Source organism: Sorangium sp. So ce448, from assembly GCF_051520915.1.
Classification (GTDB): Bacteria; Myxococcota_A; Polyangia; order Polyangiales; family Polyangiaceae; genus Sorangium; species Sorangium cellulosum_B.
In genome coordinates this window covers 11608560-11634654 of sequence record NZ_CP150343.1, presented here as the reverse complement: position 1 = coordinate 11634654, position 26095 = coordinate 11608560, and the positions used below count along the sequence as shown (strand labels likewise).

Genomic DNA, 26095 nt, shown 5'->3' with positions numbered 1-26095 from the left:
TCAGTGGTGATAGAGCTATACGCTGCTCACGTCTCTCAACTCACCGGTTGCACGGGTCGGCGACGGCTTCGCACATGTCCGCGCAGCTCGTGCAAGTGCACTCGTAGGCAGCGCGATAGAGAGCCTCCACCTCCTCGCCGTTCGGGAGGGCCGAGGCGTCCGCATCGCAGCTCCGGAAGCACTCGGGCTGCGGATCGTCTCTCATGCACCCCAGCGCACACAGGAGCCAGAGCTGACATGCAGAGTCGTCTTGGCAGGCATCCAGGCAGCCGTTTCGCGTCGAGCAACTCAGGCACTCTACGGAACTGCCGCCTTCGCTACCCTGGCACTCCTGCAGGCAGCCGGAGAGCTCCGGATCCACGGCGTCCTCTTGGGGCGACTGGAGCGACTCGAGCTGCTCGCACGTCGCGCCGACGACGCACTGCGCGCTGCACTCCGATGCTGGATCTGCGCAGTCGAACGGAAGGGCGTCGCACACGGGAAAGCCGCATTCGTCAGCCTTGTCGCAGGCCTGATCGCACACGGTGGCGCCCCCGCCGGCTCCGCTCGACGTCGCGGCCGTCGTCGAGCTGGTGCTCGCCCCTGTCGTGCTCGCCCCTGTCGCGCTGCTCGTCGTTCCCGCGCTGCCGCTCGCTCCGCTCCCCCCGCCGCCAGGGTTCTCCGTCGTCTCGCCCGAGCACGCTGTGAACGCGGCGCCCGCCGCGAGACAGAATACGAACACCAAAGAAGAAGTCCTGCTGCGCATCGCCGTTCTCCCTGGGCACGCCGCGGGTGTTCCACGTTATTGCCCCAACGGCGCGGGATCGTTCGCCTGCTTCATTCCCCCGGCAAGGTTTTTCGCCGAGGAACCCATGCCCGGGCGCGCGCATCCGCGTGACCAGCTCCCGGCTCCGGCGTCGTCCACCCGAAGCCGGCCCCGTCGTCGCCCTCCGCGCCGTGGCCGCGCCCGGCGCGCCCCCGGCACGCCACGCCGTGCTCGACGATCCCTCGCCGCCGCCCCCTCAGCCCGGCCCCGGCGACAGGGCCCCGAGCTCCGCGCCGCTGCGCTCCACCCCGAGCAGATCCCGCGGGGGCATCTCGCGCGGGTCGCCCTGCCCGACCAGCATCTTCGACGATCGCTTCGGCCTGAAATCCGGGCGGCTCGGGTTCAGCTTCCACCAGCCCCCCTCGAGGATCACCCACGGCTCCTCGCTCGCGCGCACCACCTCCGCGGCGAGCCGCGCGCGCGTGATGCCCGTGATCGCCCGCGTCTCCGGCAGCGCCGCCGCCAGCCGCTTCAGCCCCTCCGGCATGCCGCCGTAGCTCACCTGGGTCACCACGTTGTGGCCGGCGTCGAACCGGTAGATGCTCGTGCTCAGCACCTCGATCGACGGCGAGGCGTCGCTCACGAGGATGTTGTTCCGCAGGCGGCAACCCCAGCTCCCATTGCCGCACTGGAGCGCCGGCCGCCCCCTCGCGCTCAGCACCACGGTGTTGTTGCGGATCAGGTTGTTGCGGCAGCCCCAGAGCGGCAGCGCGTCAGGCCCTGTCACCTGCTCCGGAGCGCGCGGGCCGGGCTCCACATAGACCCGGTCGAACGGGTTCGCGTTGTCCCACTGCGCGATCCCGCTGGCGAGGTTGCCATAGATGAGGTTGTTCTGGACGACCGAGTCCGACACCCCTGCGAGGTTGATCGCCCCCCCGCCGCTGCGCCCGTTGCCGTTGATGACGTTCTGCTCGATGATGAAGTTCACGCCGCGGCCGTCCGGAAACCCGTGCTCGCCGAACCGCTCCGTCGCGCGCTTCATCAGCTCCGCGGCCCAGGCGCGGGTCGGCTCCCTGCGCGGATGATCCCGGAACGACGGGTGCTCCAGCACCGCGTCGAGCGATGCCTCCGGATCGAGGTTCGCCTGGAACCCGCTCGCGTTGTTGCCGAAGAACACGTTGCGACGGACCACGTAGTTGTCCGATCCGTCGGATACGTAGGCGCCGTGCTCGCCCGCCGAGAAGGCGAACAGGTTGTCCTGCAGGAGGACGGTGTGGCTGTCGGTGGAGTGAACCCCCCACGTCCGATGGTGATGGGCGAAGTTGCCGATGATGGCGATGTGGTGCGCGAGACTGCTGGTCTCGCCGAAGGCGCCGTCGATCATGATCCCCGCCTTCGGATCAGCCGCGCTCTGCCTGCCAGGCGCGCTGCTGCCAGCGAGGCGGAAACCCTCGATCACCACGTGGTGCGCCGCCTTCAGGTAGATCATCCAGCTCGGGTCCGCGGCGCACGCCCGGTGGATCACGACCTCGCCCGGGCTCCCCATCGCCTTGAAATGGATGTACCGCTCCTGCCCGGCGCTCGGCTTGTCGCCAACCGAGAACCCCGCGTACGTCCCGGGCAACACGGCGATGAGATCGCCGCCGCGCGCCGCGTCCGCCGCCTCCTGGAGCGTCGCGAACGCGCGTGTGACAGGGAGCTCCCGTGGCTCGGCCGCAGCGCCGCGCGCGTTCAGATCGAGCGCGGCCGCGCGGATCGTGGCGGGGGCCGGCGCGCCGACGACGAGGACGCGCTCGTAGCGCGCCTGCAGCTTCAGCGTCTGGCGCACCCACTCGTCGGAGTCCCGCGTGGTCACGAAAGGCTCGGCTGCCGCGGGCGCTTGCGGCGCCGGCGCCTCGGCGGTCTTCGCCGGCGGGGGCCGCTTCTGCGCCTGCGTCGGCGGGGGCGCCGCTTCCTCGGGCGGTGGCCCCGCGACCTGGATCGTGCCGCTGCACGCGAGCGTGGCGACCGCGACGAGCCCGCCGCCGATGCGCGCGCAGCCACGGGCCAGCTGGATGACGCTTGTCGATCCTCTCATCTCGACGCTCCGGGGAAGGCAGCCCCTCCGACGAGCGCCGCGCGTGCGGCGCCCGGCTCTGGCTACACCGGCTTACCCCAAAGCGCGCGCTTCAGCCAGACGAGCGCGCCTCGGCCAGGGCCCGCGCGCTCGGCCCGCGCCGCGCGCAGCGCGAGGTGCGACATCGCCTTCCAGCGGCGGCCGTCATGCAGCCGACACGTGCCCGTTTGCTTCCGTCGCTGCCCTTCCTTTGGTACGAAGAGCTCATGAAAGCGCTGCCCTCGCTCGTGAGCGTCGCTCTTGCCGGCGCCACCCTCCTCACGCTCGCGCCCGAAGCGCAGGCGAACATCAAGAATCCGAACGATCACCCCCGCTACTTCGCCGAGCTCGAGCCGCACGGGGACTTCGTCTTCATGCACCGCGACTACGGCCTGCGGCGGTACGGGCCCGGGCGCTACAACGACTTCGGCGACCCCGAGTTCGGCGTCGGCTTCAGGGCGAGCATCGAGCTCGCCGACCCGGCGTTCATCCCGAAGCTCAACAACACTGTCGCCATCTCGTTCGGGCTGGATCTCACCAACTGCAGGTACTGCCGCCGCGACTTCACCATCTGGAGTCCGGTCACCATGCAGTGGAACTTCTTCTTCACCGATCAGTGGAGCGCGTTCGCCGATCTCGGCGCTGTCGTCCGTACCGACGGGTTCTACAACGACGTGTGGCTCGACTTCGTCACCATGGTCGGCGGCCGCTACCACTTCAACGACAACATGTCGCTCACGATGCGGATCGGGTATCCCTTCTTCAGCGTCGGCGTCTCGTTCTTCGTCGGCTGAGCCGCTCCCCGCCGGCTCTGGCCCTCTGGCGGGCTGAGCCGCCCCGGGCGCTGCACTGCTGTCGCGCTCTCCCGGCGCAGCCGGGGCCGGCGGGAGCGCACGGACTCCGCCGCGGGCGGCATCTCGCCGGGGCGGGCGTACGGCGCGGACATCGGGCACGTGCGGACAGGGCCCGCCCTGGTTAGACTAGCCGGAGATGGTCGGCTGGTATTTCGTAGGCATCCTCGGTCTCGCCCTGCTGATGGTGGTCCACGAGGGAGGGCACTATCTCGCCGCGCGCGCTTACGGCATGCGCGTCTTGAAGTTCTCGATCGGCTTCGGCCCCACCTTCTTCAAGGTTGTCCCGAAGGACGGGTACTACTGGTTCACGACCGCCGCGGACAAGGTCCGCGTGCGGCTCTTCCGCCACGACCCGGTGAAGCACGGCCCCACCGTGTTCCAGGTCGCCATGATCCCCTTCCTGGCGTACGTGCAGATCGCGGGGATGAACCCCCTCGAGGAGGTCGATCCCGAGGACAAGGGCAGCTACGCGAACGCGAGCCTGATGGGCCGGATCGCCGCGATCTTCGCCGGTCCGCTCGCCAATTACCTGTTCGCGTCGGTCCTCTTCTTCGCGAGCCTGATGGTGGGCGGCAAGCCCCACCGCCTGACCGACATCGGCGTGGTCGCCGGGATGCCGGCGGCGGCCAGCCTGAAGGACGGCGATCGCATCGTCGAGATCGACGGGACCCCGGTCCACGACTGGGAGAAGATGGCGGAGATCATCTCCAAGAGCCCCGGCCGTCCGCTCGACCTCGTGGTGGAGCGCGCGGGTGAGCGCGTCTCGGCCAAGGTCACGCCCGCGAACGAGAGCGGCTCGGGCAAGATCGGCGTGATCCCCGTCGGGCCGGTCCAGCGGGTGCCGGTGACCGCGAGTGAGGCCGCGCTGCTCGCGCTGAAGATGCCGCCGAAGGTCGTGCAGGACCTGGTCGTCGGGCTCGGCCAGGTCCTCACGGGCAAGATCGAGGGCGAGCTCGGGGGCCCGGCGCGGATGATCGGGGAGACCGCGCACGCGGCCAAGCGCGGCTTGCCGCACGCGCTCGAGTTCCTCGGGGTGCTCTCGGCCTACCTCGGCGCGTTCAACCTGATCCCGTTCCCCGCCCTGGACGGCGGCCGCCTGATGTTCCTGTTTTACGAGGCCGCCACGCGGCGCCGGCCGAACGCGCGCGTCGAGGCGCACATCCACCTGGTCGGCGTGTTCATGCTGCTCGGGCTGATGCTCTACGTCACCGCGAACGACTTCGGCCTCGGGTCGAAGTAGCCCTCCCTGCGTGGCGACGAGGCCGCCCGCGCGGGTTCCGGCGCCCGACGGGCGCCTCGCCCGCGCGGTGATGCGGCTCCTGCTGCGCTGCCTGCCGCTGCTCTTGCTCTGGCCGTGCGCGCGGCCGGCGTCCGCGCTGGCCGCGGCGCCGGGCGCGTGGTCCGACGAGGAAGACGAGGCCGTCTTCGACGTCCCCGCGCCCCCGACGCTCCCCGGGCTCACGCTGCGCGATCCGACCTTCACCTTCGAGTACACGGCGGCCGTGATCGAGCCCGACGCGGCGAGCCGGGCGGGCGGCAAGCTCGCCTTCGCCTGGTACTCGCACGGCGAGATGGAGGTGCCGCTCGTCCCGCGCAAGTGGTTCGTCGGCGCGGTGCATGACAGCGCCGCGGCGAGCGTCCCGGGGGTCGAGCGGTCGATCCTGCTCGGGAGCCCCGAGCTGTACGGGCGCGGCGTGTGGTCGAGCGTGCGCGGGCTCGCCTCCGGCGGAGGCTTCGGCCTCGTGCTCCCGGTCCCGCGCGACGTCTCGCGCGACCAGGCCGAGGTGCTCCGGACGGCGCGCGTGGTGCGGCCGTGGGACGAGACGCGCTTCCGGGAGCTCACGCTCACGTTCCGCCCCTGGTTCGACATGCGGCACATCACCGGGCCGTTCATCTTCCAGCTCAGGCAGGGCCTCGACTGGTCGCTGGTCGTGCGCGGCCCGCGATCCGGGGAGCGCCGCACCGACATCACGGCGCACACGGCGTTCTACTTCGGCTACCGGCTCGCGAGGCCGGTCGGGGTGGGGCTGGAGCTGTGGGAGGTCTACCAGCTGACCCAGGACCTGCCGGACGACCGGCGCGCGACGTTCGCGGTCTCGCCGAGCGTCCGCTTCATCCTGTCGAACGTGCAGCCGGCGCTGAGCGTGCTCTTGCCGGTCACGACCCCGCTGCGCGGCGACGTCGCCTCGTATTACGCCGCGCGGTTCAGCGTCGGGTTCACCTTCCCGACGGGCGCTCCACGGTCGCCCCCGTGAGCGCGGCGGGCGCGCTCGCCGGGCGCGCTCCTGGCCGAATGCGCGCCGAAGGCGCCGAAGGCGCCGAAGGCGCGGGATCGGCTCCGAGTGTGCGTGCATCCAGCGCGGGCGCTCGGTACCCTGGCCGCGTGGTCAACGCAGGATGGCTCCGGCGCGGTCTGGTTCTCGCGGCGCTACTCGGCCCGGCCGGCTGCTCGACCCAGCTCGTGAGCCTGAACGAGGGGCCCCGCGAGTACGTCGCGACGGACTACGAGAACGTGCTGCGCAGCTGGACGCGCACGGAGCACCTGTTCGCGCTCTCCGAGCTCGACAACTTCCTCACCGCCACCGCGACCTTCGAGTCGTGGGACTTCCGCTGGGCCTACGTGGTCCGCTACGCGCAGGACTACCGGCTCACGATCGAGCAGCGGCAGAAGCTGCTCGAGAAGACGCTCGAGGAGACGCGCCAGCGCCATCAGTTCTTCGTCGCGATCTTCGGGGGCGAGCGCAAGTACAACGACCTCTCGACGCCGAACAGCGCGTGGATCGTGCGGCTGATCGACGACACCGGGAACGAGACGGCGCCCGAGGAGATCGTCGCGATCGCCAAGCCGAACGCGCTCGAGCGGACGTACTTTCCGTACAACACGGTGTGGCGCCAGGCGTTCCGCATCCGCTTCCCGCGCGCGACCGCGGACGGGAAGCCGACGATCTCGCCGAGCGCGAGGTGGTTCGGGCTCCGCTTCGCCGGGGCGCAGGGCAACAGCGAGCTCGTCTGGCAGGTCAACGAGGAAGCGGAGCCCATCGATCCCGCCGAGCTGGAGCAGGGGGCCGCGCGGCCGCTGCGACCGAAGAGCGGCCAGCTCTAGGCGGCCAGCTCCAGCTCTGCGCGCCGGGCATCCCGCCAGGGCTCGCTGACGCGCGGAGCCAGCCGAGCCCCGCGCGGCTTTGGCCCCGCGCGCCGCCTCAGCCGCGCTGGGCGTTCATCGAGACCGACTGCGCCAGGATGGAGAGCAGCTCGGGCGTGCTCTCGAACAGCTCGCGCAGCGTGGGGTGGTCGGCGATGAGCAGCAGCGCGCCGCCCCCGGCTGCGCGGGCGATCGACGGCGCCGGCTGGCCTCCGAGCAGCTCCGAGGCGAACAGGAGCTCGCCGGGCCTCGCGGTGCCTGCGATCTCCTGCGAGCGCTCCGCGACCAGCTCCAGCGCGCCGGCGCCGATGATCGCGAGCCCGGGGATGGGGTTGCCCGCGTGGATGAAGTGCTCGCCGGGCGCCAGGCCGCGCAGCCGGAGCCGGCCGAGGACGCGGCGAAGCAGCGTATCTTCGAGCTCGCCCAGCGGCCCCATCGTGGCGCCCGCGAGCGACTGGATCCGGTCTGCGACGGTGCGCAGCTCGTCGAGCACCCACGGGCAGCTGCGGAGCGCGTGATCGATGGTCGCCTGGTCCCAGATCGCCACCCGCGCGCCGCCCGCGCCGGCGACGACGCGCAGGGGGATGCCTTCCTCGAGCGTCCCTCGGGACGGCACGAGCGCCCTCGTCGCGGCGCGCTCGGCGGGGATATCGACGATGTTCGCGCACACGGCGGCGTCCCCGCGCAGGACAAGCGCCGCCCCGTCGACGGCGAGCTCCTCGTCGGCAGAGAGGTCTTCCACGCGCGCTGCGAGCGCGAGCTCGTCGTGCATCTCCTCGGGCAGGTCCGCGAACGCCTCGATCTGCTCCAGGTCGCGGCCGGTGAGGGCCGCGGCGTCGGCGGCTGGCGCGGCGCTGGCCGCGCCGGGCCGCGGCAGATCCGGGGCGATCTCCGGTGCGAGGTCGAGGGCCGCGAGCGCCTCCGTCTCCGGTGGCGCGCTGGTCGGCGCGTCGAGCGCCATCGCGGCGAGGTCGGCGCTCTCGCCTGCGGCTGGCCGCCGCTCGACCTCGGGCACACCGACGCGCGGCGCCGCGGCGAGATCGGGGAGGGCCTCGACCGAGGCCGGCGCGCGGGCGTCGGCGGCGGACGCAGGCCGCGGCGCGGCGGCGGGCGCCTGGGCCGGGGGCTCCTCGACGAGCGCGAGATCCGCGTCGTCGAGCAGCTCTTCCACGGGCTCCGGCGCAGGCACGCCCGAGGCTTCATCGAGCGCGCGTGGGCGCGGCGCCTGGACCTCGGCGCCGAGGGGCGCGGGCTCGCCGCGGGACGCGGTGGCCTTCGTCTGCAGGTCGTCGTCCTGCTCCGCTGCCTGTGGCGAAGGCGGAGGGGTGGCGAGCCGGCTTGACATCGGCGCTTCGAGGTCGCTGTCGGAGAGCTCGATGACGACCGTCCCCTCGATCGTCGACTCCGCAGGCGACGCGTCTGCGCTCGCAGGGGGCTCGATGTTTGCGCTGTCGCTCGCGGAGCTGGCGGCGCCCTTCGCGGGGATGCTGTCGGCCGAGGCCCCGAGGTGTCCTGGGGGTTCGTTTCCGGTGGGCGTCGCCGGGCGGGTGCGCGCCGCCGCAGGCGTCGGGGGCGCGGGAGGTCGCGCGGAGATCGGCTTCCGCTTGAGCGTCAGATCGAGCGGCGCGGCCGAGGTGATGACCTCGTCTTCCTCTTCGTCGCCCGGCTGTGGCGTCGAGGGATGTCTGCGGGCCACGAGGTACGTGTCGCCGTTCGACGTGATGATCTCCTGGGGAGGCCGTGGCGGCGCGGCCGGCTCCGCGTCCTCGGACCAGGGGTCGAGGATCGGCTCGCGCGGCCTGCGTTTGGAGCTGATCGCTCCCTGTGCGGGCGCGGCCGTGCCTGTGCGGGCCGGCGTGGGCGTGGGGGCCTCAGCCTCGACGACGATCTCGCCGATGTCGTCGCTCGGCGCGTGCTCGTCGGCGGGGGCTGGAGGGCTCGGGGCCTGGTGCGACGCCGATGTCTGGAGCGAAGCCGCTGCGGCCAGCGGTGCGGCGGATACCGGCAACGATGGCGCGGCGGGCTGCGCGGGCGGCGGGACGGACGCCGGCGACGGCGCGGCGGGCGGCGGGCCGGAGGGTGATGGCGTGGCGGACGCCGAGACGGACAGCGCCGGCGCAGCAGGCGATGGCGGCGGCGCGGTGAGCGGCGGCACGGGAGGTGATTGCGGTGGCGCGGCGGCCCCCGAGGGCGCATCGGGAAGCGCAGCAGGCGGTGCGACCGGCATCGACGAGGCCAGCGGCGGCGCGAGGGGCGGCGGAGGCGCGAGGGGCGGAGGCGGCGTGGCGGTGGCCGAGAGCGCCGGTGGACGCGTGGCTGGTGCCGGAGGTGCAGCCGGCGGCGGAAGCGCGCCGGGCGGCGGAAGCGCGCCGGGCGGCGGAAGCGCGCCGGGCGGCGGAAGCGCGCCGGGCGGCGGAAGCGCGGAGGCCAGCGTGGGCGGCGGCGGCGTCGGGGGAGGCAGAGCCTGCGGGTGTGACGGCGTGCTGATCGGCGGCTGCGGCGGCGCGAAAGATGGCGGCGACACCGGCGGGGGCAGCACCTGCGGGTGTGCAAGCACGCCAGCTGACGGTGCAGAGGGGGTCGGCCCGGCGGGCGGAGGCGGAGGTTGCGGGCGCGGAGGTTGAAAAGACGGCGGATGCGGTACCGGCGCCGGCTGCGGGCGTGGGGGCGCAAAAGGCGGCGGGTGCGACGCGGGTGGAGACCCGAACGTGGGTAGAGGCGGCGCTGGCGGAGGTCCGAACGACGGCGGAGGCGGCGCTGGCGGAGGTCCGAACGACGGCGGAGGCGGCGCTGGCGGAGGTCCGAACGACGGCGGAGGCGGCGCTGGCGGAGGTCCGAACGACGGCGGGTGCGACGCGGGTGGAGGCCCAAACGACGGCGGGGGCGGCGCTGGCGGAAGTCCGAGGGACGCCGGATGAGGCGCTGGCGGAGGTCTGAACGACGGCGGGCGCGACGCGGGCGCGGCGCCTCTTGTCGCCGGCGGCTGCGTCTCCGCGATGAGGCTCGGCAGCGGTGGAGCAGGTAGAGGTACCGCCGGAAGCGCCGACGGAGGCCGCGGTGCCGCGGGCGGTGGCTCGCTCATGGAGCGTGTCCCGGCGGGGCGCGGGGGCTGCGGGGGGCTCATCGCGGGGTCGGACCGGCCGCGGTCCGGCGATGGAGGTAGGGCCGACTGCAGCTCCTGCGGCGTGGGCACGGAGGCAGGGCGAGGGGGGATCGATGACGGCCGCCGCGTTGCTCCCCGCGGTACGGTCAGCGGTGGTATCGGGGCGGGCGGTTGCGCGCTCGGTGTCTTCGCCTGCGCTGTCACCAGAAGCGGGTCCGTGGTGAGCTGCTGCCGGAACGACGGAACCCCCGGCGCGGGAGGCAGCGGCGGAATGGCGTTCGCCATGGGGGCAGGCAGCGGAGCCGCCGGCGGTGGCTGACTCCGGTACATCGCGCCGGCCTGGACGTTGGGCGCAGCCGGTGGTGCGGAGGGCGCGGCCGACGGCGCCAGCGGTTGCGCGTGCGGTGGGTCGAGCCGCTGCGGGTACGCGGCGGGGGGCGGTTGCGAGCGCGACACGCCAGGCGGAGCCGCCGGCGCGAAGGGCGGCGGCTGCGAGCGCGACACGGGCGGAGCCGCCGGCGCGAAGGGCGGCGGCTGCGAGCGCGACACGGGCGGAGCCGCCGGCGCGAAGGGCGGCGGCTGCGAGCGCGACACGCCAGGCGGAGCCGCCGGCGCGAAGGGCGGCGGCTGCGGCTGAACGGGCGGCGCAGCCTGCGGGAAGGCACCGTCGGGAGGCTGCTGCGTCGGCCGCTGCGCCATCGGCGGCGTGGGGGGCGACGTGCTGCCTTGCGCATGGCCGGGCGGCGCGGGGGAGAACGGCGCGATCGGTCGTGCTCCGGCGCCCTGCCCGCCCTCTGCTCCCGGGCTGAGCGGCGGCGACGGCCGGGACGCTCCCGTCAGTCGCTCTGCTTCGGCCGCCAGCTCCGGCTGCGAGAGCGGTTCGAACATGTCGATCTCGATCGAGGGCATCGAGGCGCGCAGCTCCTGGGCGAGCGACATGCGCCGGCGCCAGGTCTGCTCGTCCGACGGCGGCGCCTCGTCAGAGGACGGGGGCGGCGCGTCGCCTTCGCTGTCGATGGTCTCCAGGAGATCGGGATCGCTCGGCTGCCCGACCTCCGAGGCCATGACCTCCTCGAGCGCCGTCACGCACAGCCCGAGCTCCGAGGCGCGGAACGGCTGCCCGGCCGCCCCGGCGGCGTCGGCCGCGCGTCGCAGCCACACGATAGCGTCGCGCCGCTCGCCGCGCGCCCACAGCGCGCTTGCCGTGGAGATCCCCCACACGACATCTTCATCGTCATTCGGGTGAGGTTCGGGGAGGGCGACCACGCGGTTCGCCATGAGCAACACCACCTATCACAGGCCCCACTGCGGCCGTTTACCCCATGGTACCGAGCGAGCCGACGTCCCGGATCGGGCGTCGCGCGAGCCCCGCGGCGCGGAAAGCCGCGCCACCCAGGAGCTTAGCCGCGCTCGCTACGGCACGTACAAATTACGGTACGGATGTCGCTTTTAGCGCTCGCCTCGCCATCGTTGCCCGTCCGATGCCCGTCAGAACCCGGTGCTGGCACACATTCGCGACGCGAACGCGGAGCCGGGGCGACGCTCCGAGGTGAATTCGACGTGGCCCGACGTATAAGGAGCGAACGCTGCGTGCGCCTGGCCAGGGGGCCTGGCGGATCCTGGTTGAGCACGGGGCACGCGCGGGGGCGTCCGCGGCCTGTGCAATGACGCCGGGTCAGGTGGAGCGCCGTCCACCGATGCGCCGCGGCCGGCAGCCCAGGACCGCCGCGCGACGGCACATCTCCTCGACACCATCCCGCGATGCGGCCTCTCCGGGCATGCGTCTCGCGAGCCAGGCGATGAGCGTCAGCCCCGCTGCGCGGGCGTCTGCGGGCATCGTCCCGTCGTTCAGGAGGCTCGCGATCTGGGCGATCAGACGCGTGCGCGTTTCCTCGGGCGCCATGCTGGGTGCTCCATGAAGCATTCGAACGGGAAAGTCAAAAGAACCGCCATGCCGGCGCGCAGCCCCGTCGGCGGGCACCTCGACGCTGTGTGCTCCTCGACATCCCGTCTGTCCCGCTCGCCTGGGTCGGCGGCGTGCCAATACCCTCTGTGCAGTGGCGTCAATATAAATCACATGGGGTCAAATCGGCGCGATCAGCACCTCGCGATCCTTGGCGCCGTTCGCGGGCCCGACGAGCCCGCGCTTCTCCATCGCCTCGACCAGCTTGGCCGCGCGGTTGTAGCCGACGCCGAGCTTGCGCTGCAGCCACGAGGTCGAGCAGCGCCGGGTGTCGGCCACGATGCGAACCGCGGCGTCGTACATCGGATCGGCCTCCGCGTCGGACGTGTCGGGCTCCTCGCCCTCCTCGTCTCGGGGCCGGAGGATCGCCTCGTCGTAGACGGGCTCGCCCTGGAGCCGGAGGAAGTCGGTGATCTTCTGGACCTCCTCCTCCGAGCAGAACGGGCACTGGACGCGGCGCGTATCGTTCGAGCCGTTCATCTTGATCAGCATGTCGCCGCGGCCGAGCAGGTGCTCCGCGCCCTGCTCGTCGAGGATCGTCCGGCTATCGACCTTCTGCGCGACGCGGAAGGCGATGCGCGTCGGGAAGTTCGCCTTGATCATGCCGGTGATCACGTCGACGCTCGGCCGCTGCGTCGCGAGGATCACGTGCATGCCGGCGGCGCGCGCCTTCTGCGCGAGCCGGGCCACGCTCGCCTCCACGTCCTTGCCTTGCTGCATCATGAGGTCGGCGAACTCGTCGACCACGATCACGATGAACGGGATCTTCTCCGGCAGCGCCGCGTCCGATCCGTCCTTCGCCGCGTCGATCTCCACCTCGAGCCCGTCGGCGCCGATGGCGCTCACCTTGGCCGGGGGCTTCGGCGGGCGCGCCTCGCCGCGCTGCACGCGCTCGACCCAGGCGTTGTAGGTCGTGATGTTCTTCGTCCCCGCGTTCGCGAAGAGCTGGTACCGGCGCTCCATCTCGTCGACGGCCCACTTGAGCGCGTTCGCCGCCTGCTTCATGTCCGTCACGACCGGCAGGAGCAGGTGCGGGATGCGGTCGAAGGGCGCGAGCTCGACGACCTTGGGATCGATCATCAGGAGCCTGAGCTCCTCCGGCGTCTTGCGGAAGAGCAGGCTCACCAGCATCACGTTGAGGCCGACGCTCTTGCCCGCGCCGGTCGCGCCCGCGACGATGACGTGCGGCATCGACGCGAGGTCGGCGAAGTAGGGCGTCCCGATGATGTCGCGGCCGAGCACGCACGGCAGCGGCGCCTTCATCTCGACGAAGCGGCGATCCTCGACGAGCTCGCGCAGGTTGACGGGCATGCGGTGCTCGTTCGGGATCTCGAAGCCGATCCGGTTCTTCCCGGGGATGGGGGCGACGATGCGGACCTTGCGCGAGAGGCCGAGCGCGAGGTCGTCCGCGAGGCCGGCGACCTTCGACACCTTGGTGCCGGCGGCGGGAGAGACCTCGAACGTCGTGACGGTCGGCCCCGGGTGGATCTCCTCGACCTTCCCGCTGACGCCGTAGTCGGCGAGCGTCTTCTCGAGGAGCTGCGCGGTCGCCTTCAGCTGATCCGCGTCGAGCTGCAGGCGCCCGCCCGCGGCCGCCTCGAGCATGTCCGTCAGCGGCAGGCGGAAGCCCGCCCCGGCCGCCGGGACGACCTTCACCACGGCCGGCTTCTCGCTGACGAGCTCGCGGCTCGTATCGACGATCGTCGGGTCGCGCAGCGCGACCCCGCGAGCCCGCTCCGGGCCGATGGCAGGCGGGGGCTCGCGGTGGGCCGCCGCGACGTCCGGGGTGCGCGCGGGCGGCGCGCGATGAGCCGCCGCGACGTCCGGCGCGCGCACCGGCAGCTCGCGATGAGCCGTCGCGACGTCGGGCGTGCGCGCGGGCAGCTCGCGATGAGCCGCCGCGACGTCGGGCGCGCGCGCGGGCAGCTCGCGGTGGGCCGCCGCGGCGTCGGGCGCGCGCGCGGGCAGCTCGCGCACCGGCGGCTCGCGCCGCTGGCGCACGGGCAGGATGGGCGACGGTGTCGGCACGTCGACCTCGTCCGGTTCTCCGAGAGCGGTCACCATCTCGTCGTCGCCCGGGTCGAGCGCCGCGAGCGCCACCGGCTCGTCCTCGTCGAGGTCGCCCTGCTCCTCGTCGAGGTCGCCCTGCTCCTCGTCGAGGTCGCTCTGCTCGTCGTCGAGGTGCGCCTCGCCTGCGAACGACGGCTCTTCGCTGTCCTCCTGGGCGGCGGCGCCGCGCGGCGCCGCGGGAGACGCGGCGCGACGCCGTGTTGCTCGGCGCGGCGTTTCCTCGCGCGGCTCGGCAGCGCGCTGCGCCCGGCCGCGCGGCTCGACGCCGTGCGACACCGCCTCGCGCGGCTCGTCGTCCCGCTGCGCTTCCTCGCTGGGCTCGGCGCCGCGGGTCACCACCTCGTGCGTCTCACCGCCGTGGATCACCAGCTCGTGCGGCTCGGCGCCGTGGGGCACCAGCTCGTGCGCCTCACCGCCGTGGATCTCCACCTCGCGCGGCTCGGCGTCGTGCGCCTCTGCCCCGCGCGGCGCTGCGCCCTGCTGCGCCGCTTCGCGCGGCTCCTTCGCCTGCGCCTTCCGCCCGCGCCGCGGCTTCGCCGGGGCGGCCGGCTCCTCGGGGGACGCCTCGAACGGCGCGCTCTTCCAGAGATCGAGCGCCGGCGCCGCGACGGGCGCCGGCTCGACGGGCGTCGCCCTGGCGGCGGGATCGGAGGGCCGCTCGTCGGTGTCGTCGGCCAGCGCGGCGATGATCGCGTCCGGGCTCGAGTTGCGCGCGATGATCGGCGGCGCGTTCTGCGTCTTGGCCTCGGTCTGCCGCTCCAGGTCGCGCGCCGCGGCCCACGCCCCGAAGAGCGCGCGCGCCCAGCCGGCGACGCGCGCCGCGACGGCGATCGCGAGCTGCTCGGCCCGGTGCGCGAGCTCGATGAACGAGAACGTCGCGCGGCCCATCAGGATGAGCGCGACGATGGTGAGCCCGATGATGTAGGACCCGATGTTCGAGAAGAGCGCGCGCAGCACCTCCCCGAACAGCTCGCCCACGGCCCCGCCGAGCGGCATCGCGCCGAACGCGACCGCGCGCGGGAACGCGACGTGCGCGAGCGCCGCGAGCACGATGACCACCACGATGTCGCCGCTCAGCCGGAACAGGCTGGCGATCGAGCGCTTCGCCCCCAGGAGCGGCATCGCGAGCAGCGCGAGCTCGAGCGGGACGAACCACGCGATGACGCCGATCGCCTCGATCGACGTCCCCGCGAGCGCAGCGCCCACGGGCCCCACCCAGTCGTCGCCGGAGACCTCCGGCCGCAGCGGATCCCCGCGAAAGGACGTGAGCGCCAGCGCGCTGTACAGGGCGGAGACCAGCAGAACCAGCGCCGCCGCATCCCGGGTGTAGCCATGGCCCGGCGGCGCAGCAGGACCTGCGATCCCAGCTGCGCTGGTCCGCGCGGCGCCGCGCGCCCCGGACCGCAGGGGCTCGCCAAGGCCGGCGGCGGGCTGGGCACGGCGAGGAGCGAACAAGGGGACGTGCATACCTACCTGGACCTACTTTGCTCACATATGCGCACTTCGCTCCGGGGGCAAGAAGTATGGGAGGGCTGCAAGAAGTGGAAGAGACCGGAAGAGGCGGGACGGACAAGGAAGGGGCGAGGCGACGTGAGCGGCTGCCATGCGCGCGCGCCTGAGCTCGCCGGGGAGGGCGAAACGCAGCCGCTTCCGGGCAGCGTGGGCGAGGGGGGAGGGAGCCGGGAGGGCGGGGGATCGCCGGCCGCCGGCGCGCTGGAGTTCTGGCCAGATTTCGCGCAGACTTTGAAAAGGCTCCTCTCTATCCCGGCCTTGAAATTCTTTCAAACAGAGCGCTGCGGGCGGTACCATCCCGACCCTCCTGGGACGTGCATGGAAACTGTCGAACGAGCAGGGCGGCGCGTCGGCGCTGCGGGCCTTCTTTTGCTGTGCCTCGCGACCGCGGGCGCAGGGCTCGCGACGAGCGGGTGCCGCGTCAACGAGAACGACATCCACCGGTGGGAGACCACGGCGCACGGCCCGGACAAGCTCAGGGCGGTGCTGTTTCACGATAAGTACGACAGCTCGCTCCGCGTCGAGGCGGCCACCTCGCTCATCCGCATGAAGCCGCGGCAGGGCCGGCGCGTGGGCATCGGCATCATGGTCGAGACCCTCGCGACCATGGCGCCGGAGGCCCGGCAATCGATCGTGGCGGCGCTCGTGCCGTCGATCATCGCCGAGCTCAGGAAGCCGCCGCCCGTCGCGCAGCCAGGGCAGCCGCTCCCGCAGGACACGTCGTTCCCTTACAAGGACGCGGCGTACGCCATGCTCACGTCGGATCGGACGGTGATCATCGCGGACGAGGGGCTGAAGGAGGGGCTCAAGGCCGCCCTCATCGACTGGGCGATGGCGGACTTCGAGCACCGGATCGAGGACCGCTCGCAGGCCTACGGGATGGAGCAGCTCCTGCGCTTCATCGGCCCCGCCGCGGTGGCCGGCCTGCCGAAGCTGATGACCCGCGAGGCGAAGCGGCTCGACCAGCTGGCGTCGCTCGTGGCCGAGTACGGCGACCCGCCGACGAAGGAGGCCGCCTCGGCGAACCTGGTCGCCATCGCCAGGTTCGTCACCTCCGGCGAGTGGACCGCCGTCAAGAAGCCCGAGCTCCAGGCGGCGAACGCCGCGTCGAAGCTCGCGCCGACCGAGAAGCAGTTCGAGGCGCAGCTCGCGCAGTACCAGGAGGAGGAGCTGTTCCGGGTCTTCGGGTCGATGAAGAAGCTCGGCGGCCGGCCGTCGGTGGACTTCCTCCTCGGGTTCGCGGCGGACAAGGAGCAGCCGGAGAAGCGCCGCCAGGCCGCCCTCGCCGCGCTCGAAGGCCGGCTCGATCGCAACAACCCGAGCGACATCCAGCGCATCCTCGAGATCGCGACCGCGGACGCGCCCGACGCGGTGCTCGACCAGGCCTTCCGCCGCGTCGGCGAGATGCCGCGCGAGCTCGTCGTCGAGAAGCTCTACGGCCTCTTCAAGACCGACAAGTGGAAGATCCGCCGCGCCGCCGCCGCGACCATCCTGAAGATGTCGACGGCGAAGCACATCGACGAGTTCATGAGCAGGCTCCCCGACAGCAAGGAGAGCAAGGGGTTCGCCATGCCGGAGGCGCTCACGTACGGCGCCGCGCTCGGCGACCTGAAGGAGGGCTCGCCCGTCGAGGCGCTGAAGAAGCACTTCACCGCGGGCTCGGCGGCGGTGCGGACGAGCGCGATCGCCTACTACTTCACGTTCGGCACGGCGGCCGATCTCCCGGCGGTCAAGCCGCTCGAGGGCGACACCACGCGCGTGCCGGTCTGCGAGGCCGACCCGGACTGCAAGTGGGCGTGCGAGGTGCAGAAAGAGGGATCGACCGAGCGCGAGCTCAGGGACGTGAAGACCGTCGGCGAGTTCGTTCAGTACTGCATCGAGCCGGCCATGCAGGACAGGAAGCCGGAGCTCGAGAAGGGCGAGAAGAAGTGACGCGCTTCTTCGTCCGCCGCGCGCGTCACGCGCGGCCCAGAGCCGTCAGCTGCTTGCAGGGAAGAGGCCGGGAGGAGGCTTCCCAGCGCAATTCATCCTCCATTATCGTTGGGTAGAGATGAGCGCGGATCCGAACAAGAAAAGCGCACGGACGTTCCAGTGTCGCGATGTCCTTTGGGAGACGTTCGAGCAGATGGCGCGCGAGCTCGAGTGCTCCATCGACTACCTCATCAACGAGTCGATGAAGCAGTACGCGCGGCAGCGAAGCTACAGCCCGCGCACGCCGTTCCCGCCGCCCGCCAGGGGCGACGCGGTGCCCCCCTCCGGGCACATGGCGGTCCCGCACGCTCATCAGGCCAGCGCGCCGCCTCCCCTCGCGACGTCCCAGCCGCCCGGGCTGGCGACGTCCGGCTCGGCGCCGCCCCTGGGAGGCTTGCAGCAGCAGCCGGCAGCCGGGATGCCCTACGGCGCCTCGGCGCCTGCGTACGGCGCGCCGTCGCCGCAGTACGGCGTGGCGCCCGTCGGGCCAGGGCCGACGCCGATCCCGGCGATCACGCCGCCTCCTCCGCCTCCGGGGCAGGTCCGTGCGGGCGCGCCGCCGCCGCCCCCGCCGCCCCCCGGCAGCAGCAACGCGGGTGGCAAGCGGCCCAGCCTGCCCGTGCCGCCGCCCGTTCCGGGTCGCGTCGGCGGCCCGCCGCCTCCGCCGACCAGCGTGACGCGCCTCGGCGCGCCGCCGCCGCTCCCGTCGCAGGTGACGAACCCCGGCGGGCGCCAGAGCCTCCCGGGCGCCTCGGTGAGCCGCTCGGGGCCGCCGCCGCCGCCGCTGAGCAACGCCGCCGGTTACGCCTCGCCGATGGGGCCGCCGGTGGCGCCGCCCCTCGCGCCCCCGCTGTCGCCGCCGCCGTACGTCGCTGCGCCGCAGGCCTCCAGCAGCGTGCCGGGTCCGCCGCCGATGGCCATGGGGATGCCGAATCAGGTCCCCGTCGGCCCGACGCTCGCCGCGTTCTACGCGGGGCAGCGGTTCGTGGTGAACAAGGATCGGTTCATCATCGGGCGCGGCAAGCAGTCGAGCGATCTGACGATCAAGGACCCGAACGTGTCGCGCCAGCACGCCATGGTCGAGTTCCTGAACGGCCAGTACTACATGGTCGACATGGGCTCGACGAACGGCGTCGAGTACAACGGCCAGCGCATCGCCCGGAAGGCCATCGTCGAGGGTGATCTCTTCCGGATCTGCGATCACGAAGTGCGCTTCTCCTACCGCTGAACCCGCCGGCCGCGGGCGCGCAGGCGGGAGTTTGGCTGGAGCGCAGGCGAACGCTTAGGATCCCGCTGCAGGATGACGAAGCGTGGAGGCGCCGAGGCCGGCTCGCAGGAACGGCGCCGCGGGGCGCTGCGACGAGCGCGTCGCGGCGGCGCCGCGGCGATGGCCCTCGGCGCGGCGATCTGGAGCGGAGCGGTCCTCGCTTCGCAGCTGCCGCCGTGGGTCTCCGCGGGCGACACCCCGCTGCCGGCGTGGGCCAGGAGCGCGCGCGTGCTCAAGCGCGACCAGCCGCTCTTCGACGCCCCCGGCGAGGGCGCGCGCCGGCGCGGCTCCGTCGATCGCAACGTGCAGCTGCCCCTCTTTGCGGCCAGGCGCGCCGGCGGATGCCTCGGGCGCTGGCTCGAGGTGGGCGCCGCGGCCTGGGTCTGCGACGACGCCGTCGAGCTGTCCGCCGCGGGTCCGATCAGCCCGCTGGTGCGGACGTGGCGCGAGATGCCCGATGGGCTCCCGTACCGCTACTACTTCGTCGGCCCCGACGGGACCTTCGGCTACCGGCGGGCCGAGGCGGCCGACATCGACGCGCCGGACGCGCAGCTCGAGCCCGGCTTCGCGGTGGCGATCGTCGAGGAGCGGGTCGAGGGAGGCGCCCGGTACGGCCGCACGAACAGCGGCTTCTGGTTGCCGATGCGAGATCTCGGTCCAGTGCGCGCGTTCGCGTTCCACGGGGTGGACGTCGCGCCGGGCGCCGCGCAGATCGCGGCCGCGTGGGTCGTGTCGGAGCGGGCTCCGCTCTACACGCGGACGGGGGCGGGCTTCACGCGGACCGACGAGAGCAAGGTGCGGTTCGAGGTGGTCCCCTACCTGGAGGAGGCGCAGGGCGCCTCGGGGAAGCTCGCGCGCATCGCGGAGGGCGACGTCGCGGCGTGGATCTCGACGCGCGATCTCCGGCGCCCGTCGGTGGCGCCGCCGCCCGAGGTCGACGTCGAGGCGGGTGAGCGCTGGATCGACGTCGAGCGCTCGACGCAGACGCTCGTGGCCTACGAAGGGCCTCGCCCCGTGTTCGCGACGCTCGTCTCGACCGGCAAGGGCGCGCCCGGGTCGCAGCGCGCCACGCCCGCCGGCACCTTCCGGATCTGGGCCAAGCTGCTCACCTCGGACATGGACAACCTCGAGGACGAGGCCGCCGAGCGGTACTACCGGATGGAGGACGTCCCCTACGTCCAGTACTTCTCGAAGGGCATCGGGCTGCACGGCGCGTTCTGGCATCGCTCGTTCGGCCAGGTGCGGAGCCACGGCTGCGTGAACCTGGCTCCGCTCGATGCGCAGCGGCTGTTCTGGTGGACATCGCCCCGGCTCCCCGCCGGCTGGACGGCCGTCCTCCCCACGGCGCACGAGCCGGGCACCGTCGTGCGCGTGAGGTAGCGACAGGCGCGAGGCCCGTCGGGGTAGCAGTGAAGGGAGGGGGTGGGAAGGAGCAGCGGAGCCGGGCCCGGTAGGCGCGGCGAGCGCTGGCTCAGGGGGCGATCTTGCCCTGGAGGAAGAACGCGATGACCCAGGAGAGGAGCACGAGCGACTCGATGAGCGCCAGGCCGAGGATCATCGGGGTCTGGATCCGGGCAGCGGCGCCCGGGTTCCGGGAGATGCCCTCCAGGGCGGCGGCTGCCGCGCGCCCCTGGCCCATGGTGCCGCCGAGGGCAGCGATGCCGATCGCGAATCCGGCAGCGACGGCGAGCCACGAGTTCGCGTCGTACTTGTTCGACGCCGCGCCATCCTGCGCCAGCGCCATAGCGGGAACCAGTACCAGCGCAGTGCCGACAACGGCGGACAGCGACAGCTTGCTCTTCAGCGACATCCGAATCTGCTCCTTTCAAGCCACACAGCCCGCGGGGCTGCATGCGAAACATCTGCTTGGGTCGGGGGCCGCGGGGCGGTCCCCCATCGAGATCCGGGGATCGCTCCAGGGACCTCTGCTACTGCTCGGCAGGGGCCGCGCTTCCGCGATCCACCACCGTTGTGGGGCAACCCATCGACAGCGGGGCCCCTCTAATCCGATTTTCGAGGGCTGGCTAGCCTTCTCTTCACCTCCAGCGCCATTCTCCGCGGCGCCGGTGGGCGGCTGACCAGGCGGTCAGGCGAAGCGGTCAGTGGTGGTCCGCCTTCTCGGTCGCGAGCCCGATGTAGATGCAGCTCAGCAGGCAGAACACCAGCGTCTGCACGACGATGACGATGATCGCCAGGAACATCAGGGGCACCGGGACGAACAGCGCGACGAGCCCCAGGAAGATGCTCGCCACGAGGTGATCGACGCCGATGTTGAGCATGAGCCGGATCGAGAGCGTGACCGGGCGGACGCAGGTGGAGATGACCTCGATGGGGAAGATGAGCGGCGCCAGGTACCACTTCGGCCCGGCGAGGTGAGCGAGGTAGCTCCAGCCGTTCTCCTTCAGCCCGTAGTAATTGAACAGGACGAACACGACGACCGCGCACCCGATCGTGATGTTCAGGTTGGAGGTCGGCGGGTTCACTCCCGGGACGAGCGCCGACGCGTTCGAGAAGAAGATGAACGCGGCCGAGCCCCCGATGAGCGGGAAGTACCGCTTCGCGTTCGCGGGCCCCATCACGTCCCGGGCCATCCCGTAGAAGTAGCCGAAGAACGCCTCGAAGAACGTGCGCAGCGTGAGCTTGTCCTCCGGGATCACGGACTCGTTCAGGCGCCGGTACTGGCCGCGGACCTCGCTGGCGAGGAGCACGAACAGCACCATGATCAGAAGGCTCATGAAGATCGGCTCGGTCCCGCGGTAGTCCACCGTGTGGTGACCGATGAACGTCTTGCCGATGTTGCGAGCGTTCTCCCGGAGTCCGGGGAGCTGCGCCAGGAGGTACGTGAGGAACCCTGTGTGCTCAGGCATGGCTTTCGTCGTCGATGCGCCGCGCCGGCAGCCGCGCGGCTGTGCCGGCACGGCCGCGAGCGCTGGCGCGCCTTGTGGGAGTTCGCCCTCGAGCGAGGGGCCTCGCCTCTACCACAACTCGTTTACGGTGGGCACCCTGGAGCGCGCCAAGTCTCCTCACGCCGCGCGGGTCGCTCCCGGAGGCCGGCTCCGGCAGGAGCTCAGCCGTGAGCGCCCGGCGGGCTTCCGTCCGCCGGGGGCTTCGGTCCGAACAGCGTCCCCAGGGTGATGCCGACGACGAGCGAGGCGTAGCCGACCATCAAGGCGATGCCCGAGACCATGTCGCTCTTCAGGAGGAGCCACACGCCGCCCATCAGGCCGAGCAGCTTGATCATCGCGATCAGCGTCCACGACACCGTGTGGCCCCGGCGCGAGAGGAACGCGTCGACGATGCGCGCGAAGACGTACAGGTTCACCGTCGCGATGGCGCCGCCGATGCACACGCCGAGCGCCGCGCGCGCGCCGTACGCGAGCAGCGCGGCCACGGAAAGGACCGCGGCCGTGCCGGCGACCCAGCGGAGCACGGATCGCATGGTGGCGTCCCCGACGCCGGGCCGCTCCTCCGCGTCGGGCTCCTCGTGCGGCGGATCGCTATCGGGCGCCCCCGGCCTTCGCTCAGCGCTCATCGTTCCCCTTCGCGTCCTGCAGCCCGCCGGGATCGCGGACCTCGTCGCTCGAGCCTGTCCGGCGGTCGTCGCCCGGCGCGCGCTCGCCCTGCCGCGCCTTCCGGTCGTCGAACCTCGGCGCAGGGTTCCCCTGCTCGCGCTCCTCGCGCTCGGCCACGGCCTGCATTTCCTTCCACGCCCGGAAGACCGCCTTGCCGGCGGCGCCGAGCCCGAAGAAGAACCAGAGCACCGAGAGGTACGGATCGGTCCCGAGCTTCCCGTCGAGCCAGCGGCCGATGAACAGGCCGACCAGGATGCACAGCACCACCTCGAGACCGACGGTCCCGTAGCTTCCGACGGCCTTCCAGTCCTGCTTCATCAGGGGATCCGATCACCGGGCAGTACGTGGGTGCCTCCGGTCGCGATTACAAGCGGTCCCGGACGGGGTCAACCGCCGTCCGGCGTCGCCGCGCCTGTCGTCCTACCGTCGCTTACCGTCGCGCGACCAGCGCCTCGAGCGCGGAACGCATCTCCCGCGCGGCCTTGCCGCGGTGGCTCACGAGGTTCTTCTCGGCCTCGCCGAGCTCGGCCATCGTCCGTCCGTAGCCCTCCACGACGAACAGCGGATCATATCCGAAGCCGCCCGCGCCCCTGGGCTGCCTGCCGATCCGCCCCTCGCAGCGCCCTTCGGTCACGATGGGCTGCGCCTCGGACCGCGGATCGAGCAGCACCATCACGCAGCGGAATCGCGCCTGGCGCCGGTCGTCCGCGACCTCGGCGAGCGCCGCGAGCAGGGCCTCGTTGTTCTCCGCGTCGGTCGCGCCCTCCCTCGCGAAGCGGGCGGACCGGACGCCCGGTCGTCCGTCGAGCGCGTCCACCTCGAGCCCCGAGTCCTCGGCGAGCGTCACCATCGCCGACCGGAGCGCCCCGGCGCGCACCTTGAGGAGCGCGTTGTCCAGGAACGTCGCGCCGTCCTCGACCACCGGCGGCGCGCCCGGCAGCACCTCCGCCAGCGAGAGCACCTCGATCGGGAGGTCGGAGAGCAACGAGCGCAGCTCCACCAGCTTTCCTCGGTTCGAGGTCGCGGCGAGCAGGCGCAGCGGCTCTCGGCTCACGCGACCCTCCAGCGATCCGTCTGGAAGAGCGCGGAGAGGTCGACGCCGGCGCTCGACAGCGCCCGGTGCTGCGCGCTCGCGAGCGACGCCACGCCCGCGAGCGCGAGGTCGGTCATGCGATCGAGCTCCGCCCGGGGGATGGCCTCGTCCTCGGCCGTCGCCTGGACCTCGACGATCGAGCCGACCGCCGTCGCCACGACGTTCATGTCGACGCGCGCCGAGCTGTCCTCGGTGTAGACGAGGTCGAGCGCGAGCCCGCCCGGGAGGTGGCCCACGCTGATCGCCGCCACCTGATCGCGGAGCACCGGCGCCTCGAGCGATCCGGCCGCGCGCATCCGGTCGAGCGCCAGCGCGAGCGCCACGAAGCCGGCGGTGATCGACGCGGTCCGCGTGCCCCCGTCCGCCTCGAGGACGTCGCAGTCGATCGCGATCGTCTGCTCGCCGAGCTGCTTGAGATCGATCGCCGCCCGGAGCGCGCGGCCGATGAGCCGCTGGATCTCCTGCGTGCGCCCGCTCGGGGCCTTGCCGCGCCCGTCGCGCGGCTCCCTGCGGGCCGGGCTCGATCGCGGGTGCATCTGGTACTCGGCCGTGAGCCAGCCCGCGCCCTTGCCCATCATCCAGGCGGGCACGGTGGGCTCGACCGACGCCGTGCAGAGCACGACCGTCCTCCCGGCGCGGTAGAGGACGGATCCCTCTGCGTTGCGGTGAAACCCGAGGATCATCTCCACGGGGCGATGGACATCGAGGGCGCGGCCGTCAGGGCGATTCACGGGGCCGCCTTAGCACACTTCGCGCGTCGCGCGGGCGCGCCTCGCGGCGGCGCGCTGCGGGCCCGGGCCGCTACATCCCGAACCAGGGACCCGGGTCGATCACCTCGGCGCCGCGCCTCAGCTCGAAGTAGAGCTTCGCGCCGTCCGGTCCGCTCGCGACCGTGCCCACCCGCGCCCCGCCCGGGAGCTGATCGCCGGCGCGCACGTCCGCGGCGCCGAGGTTCGCGTATACCGAGTAGAGCCGCTCGCCGTGATCGACGATCACGGTGAGCCCGTAGTCCGCGTACGTGTCGGCGAAGGCCACGCGCCCCGCGGCCACGCTGCGGACCGGCGCGCCGTCCAGCGCGGTGAGCTCGACGCCGGGGCCGCCGGCGCCGCGGCGGGACACCTTACGCACCTCCGCGCGGCCGGCGATCGGGAAGGGGAGCCGCCCCATGAGCGAGCGGAAGCCGGCGCGGCGATCGAGCTCGGCGGGCCCGGTGTCCGCGCCGTAGATCGCGAGGTAGTCGGGGCGCACGCTCGTCTCGAACGCGCGCGAGAACGCGGCGCGGCGCTCCTCCTCCTGGGCCAGCGCGACCCGTGCGCGGTTCATCGCCTCGCGGTGCACCTCGAGGGGCGCGCGCTCCGCTCCGAGGTGCGTGAGCCGGTCCGCGAGCTCGGCGCTGCGCCGGGTCAGCTCCGCCTCGCGGGCGAGGTCGCGCTCGAGGGCGAGCCGGGTGCGCTCCACGCGGGCGGCGTGGTCCACCAGCGCGTCGAACCCGCCGCCCACCGGGAGGAAGCCGGCGCGGACGTGGCGGTAGTACGCGCGCCCGCGCGCGATCATCCGGCGGCGGGTGAGCTCCAGCGCGGGGCCGATCGCGTCGAGCTCGGCGCGCAGCGCCTTCTCCTCGGCGTCGAGCTTCGCGAGCAAGCGATCGAGATCGTTCTCGGCCAGCGCGGAGCCCGGGCGCGCCGCCGGGGCCCTGGCCGCCCAGGCGGACGTGGGCGCCGGGGCGCCCGGCGCCGGCACCTCGGCGCCGCTCGTCGCGGCGCCGGTGAGGAGCGCCAGCGCGAGCGGCGCGAGCCGGGCGCGGCGCCTCACACGGCCACCATCTTGCGCAGCGTGAGCAGCGCGGTCGTGGCGCCGAGCGCGGCCCCGAGCGTGACCATCCCGAACGCGACCTCCCACGGCAGGAACGACGGCGAGACGCCCAGCAGGTTGGCGAGCTCGTGATCGAAGCGGCCGCGCACCATCATGAACAGGGCGCCCAGCAGGAGCAGCGCGCCTGCCGCGCCGGCGGCGCCCTGCGTGGCGCCCTCGACGATGAACGGCCGGCGCACGAAGCCGTCGGTCGCGCCGACCAGCTTCAGCACCTCGACCTCGATCTTCCGGCGATGCAAGAGCAGGCGCATCGTCGAGCCGATGACGCTCACGACGGCGCAGAGGACGATCGCGGCGAGGCACGCGCTCGCGGCGACGCCGCCGCTGAGGAGGGACGACAGCCGCTCCGTCCAGCGCTGGTACGTCTCCACCGTGTCCACGGCCGGCAGGGCGCGCAGCTTCACCGTCATCGAGGCGAGCGCCTCGTCGGAGACCTCCTCGGTGAAGCCGACCTCGAGCGACGCGGGGAACGCGCTCGGCGGGAGCGCGGCGAGCGCCTTGTCGCCGTCGTCGTGCACCACCTCGCGGCGCGCCTCGGCGCTCGTCACGAGCCGCACCTTCTTGACGCCCTCGGTGCCCTCGAGCGCCCGGGTGAGCTCCGCGGTCTGCGCATCGGTCGCGCTGTCGCGCAGGTAGACCGTGGCGCGGCCGGCGCGCGACCAGCGATCGCGCACCGCCACGAGGTTCGTGACCACGAGGAGGGCCGACGCGAGGCAGACGAACGCGACCGCGAGCGAGAAGATCGACAGCGCCTGCAGCCGCCAATCGCTCCTCCCTGCCCGCCAGGTGCGAAGCCATCTCCGCCGATCGTCACGCTCGCTGGTCTGCATCCGGTT

23 protein-coding genes are annotated in these 26095 nt (G+C 72.8%); 11 read left to right on the top strand and 12 right to left on the bottom strand.

Translation table 11 applies throughout. The features are described 5' to 3' along the window. Positions 1-40 precede the first annotated feature (40 nt). Positions 41-721 carry a hypothetical protein gene (locus WMF45_RS44025; RefSeq protein WP_437712624.1) on the bottom strand — a complete coding sequence of 227 codons (681 nt, stop codon included), beginning with the start codon at positions 719-721 and terminating at the stop codon, positions 41-43. A gap of 280 nt (positions 722-1001) precedes the next feature. Then, positions 1002-2822, bottom strand: a complete 1821-nt coding sequence (locus WMF45_RS44020) for a right-handed parallel beta-helix repeat-containing protein (protein WP_437712622.1) — start codon at positions 2820-2822, stop codon at positions 1002-1004. A gap of 245 nt (positions 2823-3067) precedes the next feature. Here WMF45_RS44020 and WMF45_RS44015 point away from each other — a divergent pair, with 245 nt between their 5' ends. From WMF45_RS44015 to WMF45_RS44000, 4 genes are all read left to right on the top strand, one after another. After that, complete coding sequence (locus tag WMF45_RS44015) at positions 3068-3634, top strand: hypothetical protein (RefSeq protein ID WP_437712620.1); 567 nt, start codon at positions 3068-3070, stop codon at positions 3632-3634. 196 nt (positions 3635-3830) lie between these two features. Then, entirely contained in the window at positions 3831-4934 is a 1104-nt protein-coding gene (locus tag WMF45_RS44010; RefSeq protein ID WP_437712618.1) for a M50 family metallopeptidase, read from the top strand. Positions 4935-4944: 10 nt separating this feature from the next. Then, positions 4945-5949 (top strand): hypothetical protein, encoded by a 1005-nt coding sequence (locus WMF45_RS44005; protein ID WP_437712616.1) that lies wholly within the window; start codon positions 4945-4947, stop codon positions 5947-5949. Positions 5950-6077: 128 nt separating this feature from the next. Continuing rightward, positions 6078-6797 carry a hypothetical protein gene (locus WMF45_RS44000; protein ID WP_437712615.1) on the top strand — a complete coding sequence of 240 codons (720 nt, stop codon included), beginning with the start codon at positions 6078-6080 and terminating at the stop codon, positions 6795-6797. Positions 6798-6894: 97 nt separating this feature from the next. Here the strand turns inward: WMF45_RS44000 and WMF45_RS43995 are convergent, their stop codons facing one another. Then, complete coding sequence (locus WMF45_RS43995; RefSeq protein ID WP_437712613.1) at positions 6895-8532, bottom strand: hypothetical protein; 1638 nt, start codon at positions 8530-8532, stop codon at positions 6895-6897. Between the two features lie 199 nt (positions 8533-8731). Here WMF45_RS43995 and WMF45_RS43990 point away from each other — a divergent pair, with 199 nt between their 5' ends. From WMF45_RS43990 to WMF45_RS43975, 4 genes are all read left to right on the top strand, one after another. After that, a complete protein-coding gene (locus WMF45_RS43990) occupies positions 8732-9460 on the top strand; it encodes a hypothetical protein (RefSeq protein WP_437712611.1) in 729 nt (242 codons plus the stop codon). A gap of 70 nt (positions 9461-9530) precedes the next feature. Next, on the top strand, positions 9531-9773 hold the full coding sequence (locus tag WMF45_RS43985; RefSeq protein ID WP_437712609.1) for a hypothetical protein: 243 nt from the start codon (positions 9531-9533) through the stop codon (positions 9771-9773). 512 nt (positions 9774-10285) lie between these two features. After that, positions 10286-10576, top strand: coding sequence for a hypothetical protein (locus tag WMF45_RS43980; protein ID WP_437712608.1), 291 nt, complete (start codon positions 10286-10288; stop codon positions 10574-10576). 249 nt (positions 10577-10825) lie between these two features. Continuing rightward, positions 10826-11185 carry a hypothetical protein gene (locus WMF45_RS43975; RefSeq protein ID WP_437712606.1) on the top strand — a complete coding sequence of 120 codons (360 nt, stop codon included), beginning with the start codon at positions 10826-10828 and terminating at the stop codon, positions 11183-11185. Positions 11186-12022: 837 nt separating this feature from the next. Here the strand turns inward: WMF45_RS43975 and WMF45_RS43970 are convergent. Continuing rightward, a complete protein-coding gene (locus WMF45_RS43970; protein WP_437712604.1) occupies positions 12023-15439 on the bottom strand; it encodes a DNA translocase FtsK 4TM domain-containing protein in 3417 nt (1138 codons plus the stop codon). A 363-nt stretch (positions 15440-15802) separates the two neighbouring features. Here WMF45_RS43970 and WMF45_RS43965 point away from each other — a divergent pair, with 363 nt between their 5' ends. From WMF45_RS43965 to WMF45_RS43955, 3 genes are all read left to right on the top strand, one after another. Next, positions 15803-17416, top strand: coding sequence for a hypothetical protein (locus tag WMF45_RS43965; RefSeq protein WP_437712602.1), 1614 nt, complete (start codon positions 15803-15805; stop codon positions 17414-17416). 118 nt (positions 17417-17534) lie between these two features. Next, entirely contained in the window at positions 17535-18683 is a 1149-nt protein-coding gene (locus WMF45_RS43960) for an FHA domain-containing protein (RefSeq protein ID WP_437712600.1), read from the top strand. A gap of 72 nt (positions 18684-18755) precedes the next feature. Beyond that, positions 18756-20102, top strand: coding sequence for a L,D-transpeptidase (locus tag WMF45_RS43955; RefSeq protein ID WP_437712598.1), 1347 nt, complete (start codon positions 18756-18758; stop codon positions 20100-20102). Between the two features lie 91 nt (positions 20103-20193). Here WMF45_RS43955 and WMF45_RS43950 read toward each other — a convergent pair whose 3' ends face one another. The 8 genes from WMF45_RS43950 to WMF45_RS43915 form a co-directional block, all read right to left on the bottom strand. Beyond that, positions 20194-20532, bottom strand: a complete 339-nt coding sequence (locus tag WMF45_RS43950) for an ATP synthase F0 subunit C (RefSeq protein ID WP_012240589.1) — start codon at positions 20530-20532, stop codon at positions 20194-20196. A 289-nt stretch (positions 20533-20821) separates the two neighbouring features. After that, positions 20822-21589, bottom strand: a complete 768-nt coding sequence (atpB, locus tag WMF45_RS43945; protein ID WP_437712596.1) for a F0F1 ATP synthase subunit A — start codon at positions 21587-21589, stop codon at positions 20822-20824. A gap of 200 nt (positions 21590-21789) precedes the next feature. Continuing rightward, positions 21790-22254 (bottom strand): ATP synthase subunit I, encoded by a 465-nt coding sequence (locus tag WMF45_RS43940; protein WP_437712594.1) that lies wholly within the window; start codon positions 22252-22254, stop codon positions 21790-21792. After that, a complete protein-coding gene (locus tag WMF45_RS43935; RefSeq protein ID WP_437712592.1) occupies positions 22244-22612 on the bottom strand; it encodes an AtpZ/AtpI family protein in 369 nt (122 codons plus the stop codon). The genes WMF45_RS43940 and WMF45_RS43935 overlap by 11 nt, the downstream gene beginning before the upstream one ends. A gap of 112 nt (positions 22613-22724) precedes the next feature. Next, positions 22725-23348 (bottom strand): RdgB/HAM1 family non-canonical purine NTP pyrophosphatase, encoded by a 624-nt coding sequence (rdgB, locus tag WMF45_RS43930; protein ID WP_437712590.1) that lies wholly within the window; start codon positions 23346-23348, stop codon positions 22725-22727. Further along, positions 23345-24118, bottom strand: coding sequence for a ribonuclease PH (rph, locus tag WMF45_RS43925; RefSeq protein ID WP_437527822.1), 774 nt, complete (start codon positions 24116-24118; stop codon positions 23345-23347). The genes rdgB and rph overlap by 4 nt, the downstream gene beginning before the upstream one ends. Positions 24119-24188: 70 nt before the next feature. Continuing rightward, on the bottom strand, positions 24189-25199 hold the full coding sequence (locus tag WMF45_RS43920) for a murein hydrolase activator EnvC family protein (protein ID WP_437712588.1): 1011 nt from the start codon (positions 25197-25199) through the stop codon (positions 24189-24191). Then, a complete protein-coding gene (locus tag WMF45_RS43915; RefSeq protein WP_437712586.1) occupies positions 25196-26089 on the bottom strand; it encodes a cell division protein FtsX in 894 nt (297 codons plus the stop codon). The genes WMF45_RS43920 and WMF45_RS43915 overlap by 4 nt, the downstream gene beginning before the upstream one ends. Between the last annotated feature and the right edge of the window lie 6 nt (positions 26090-26095).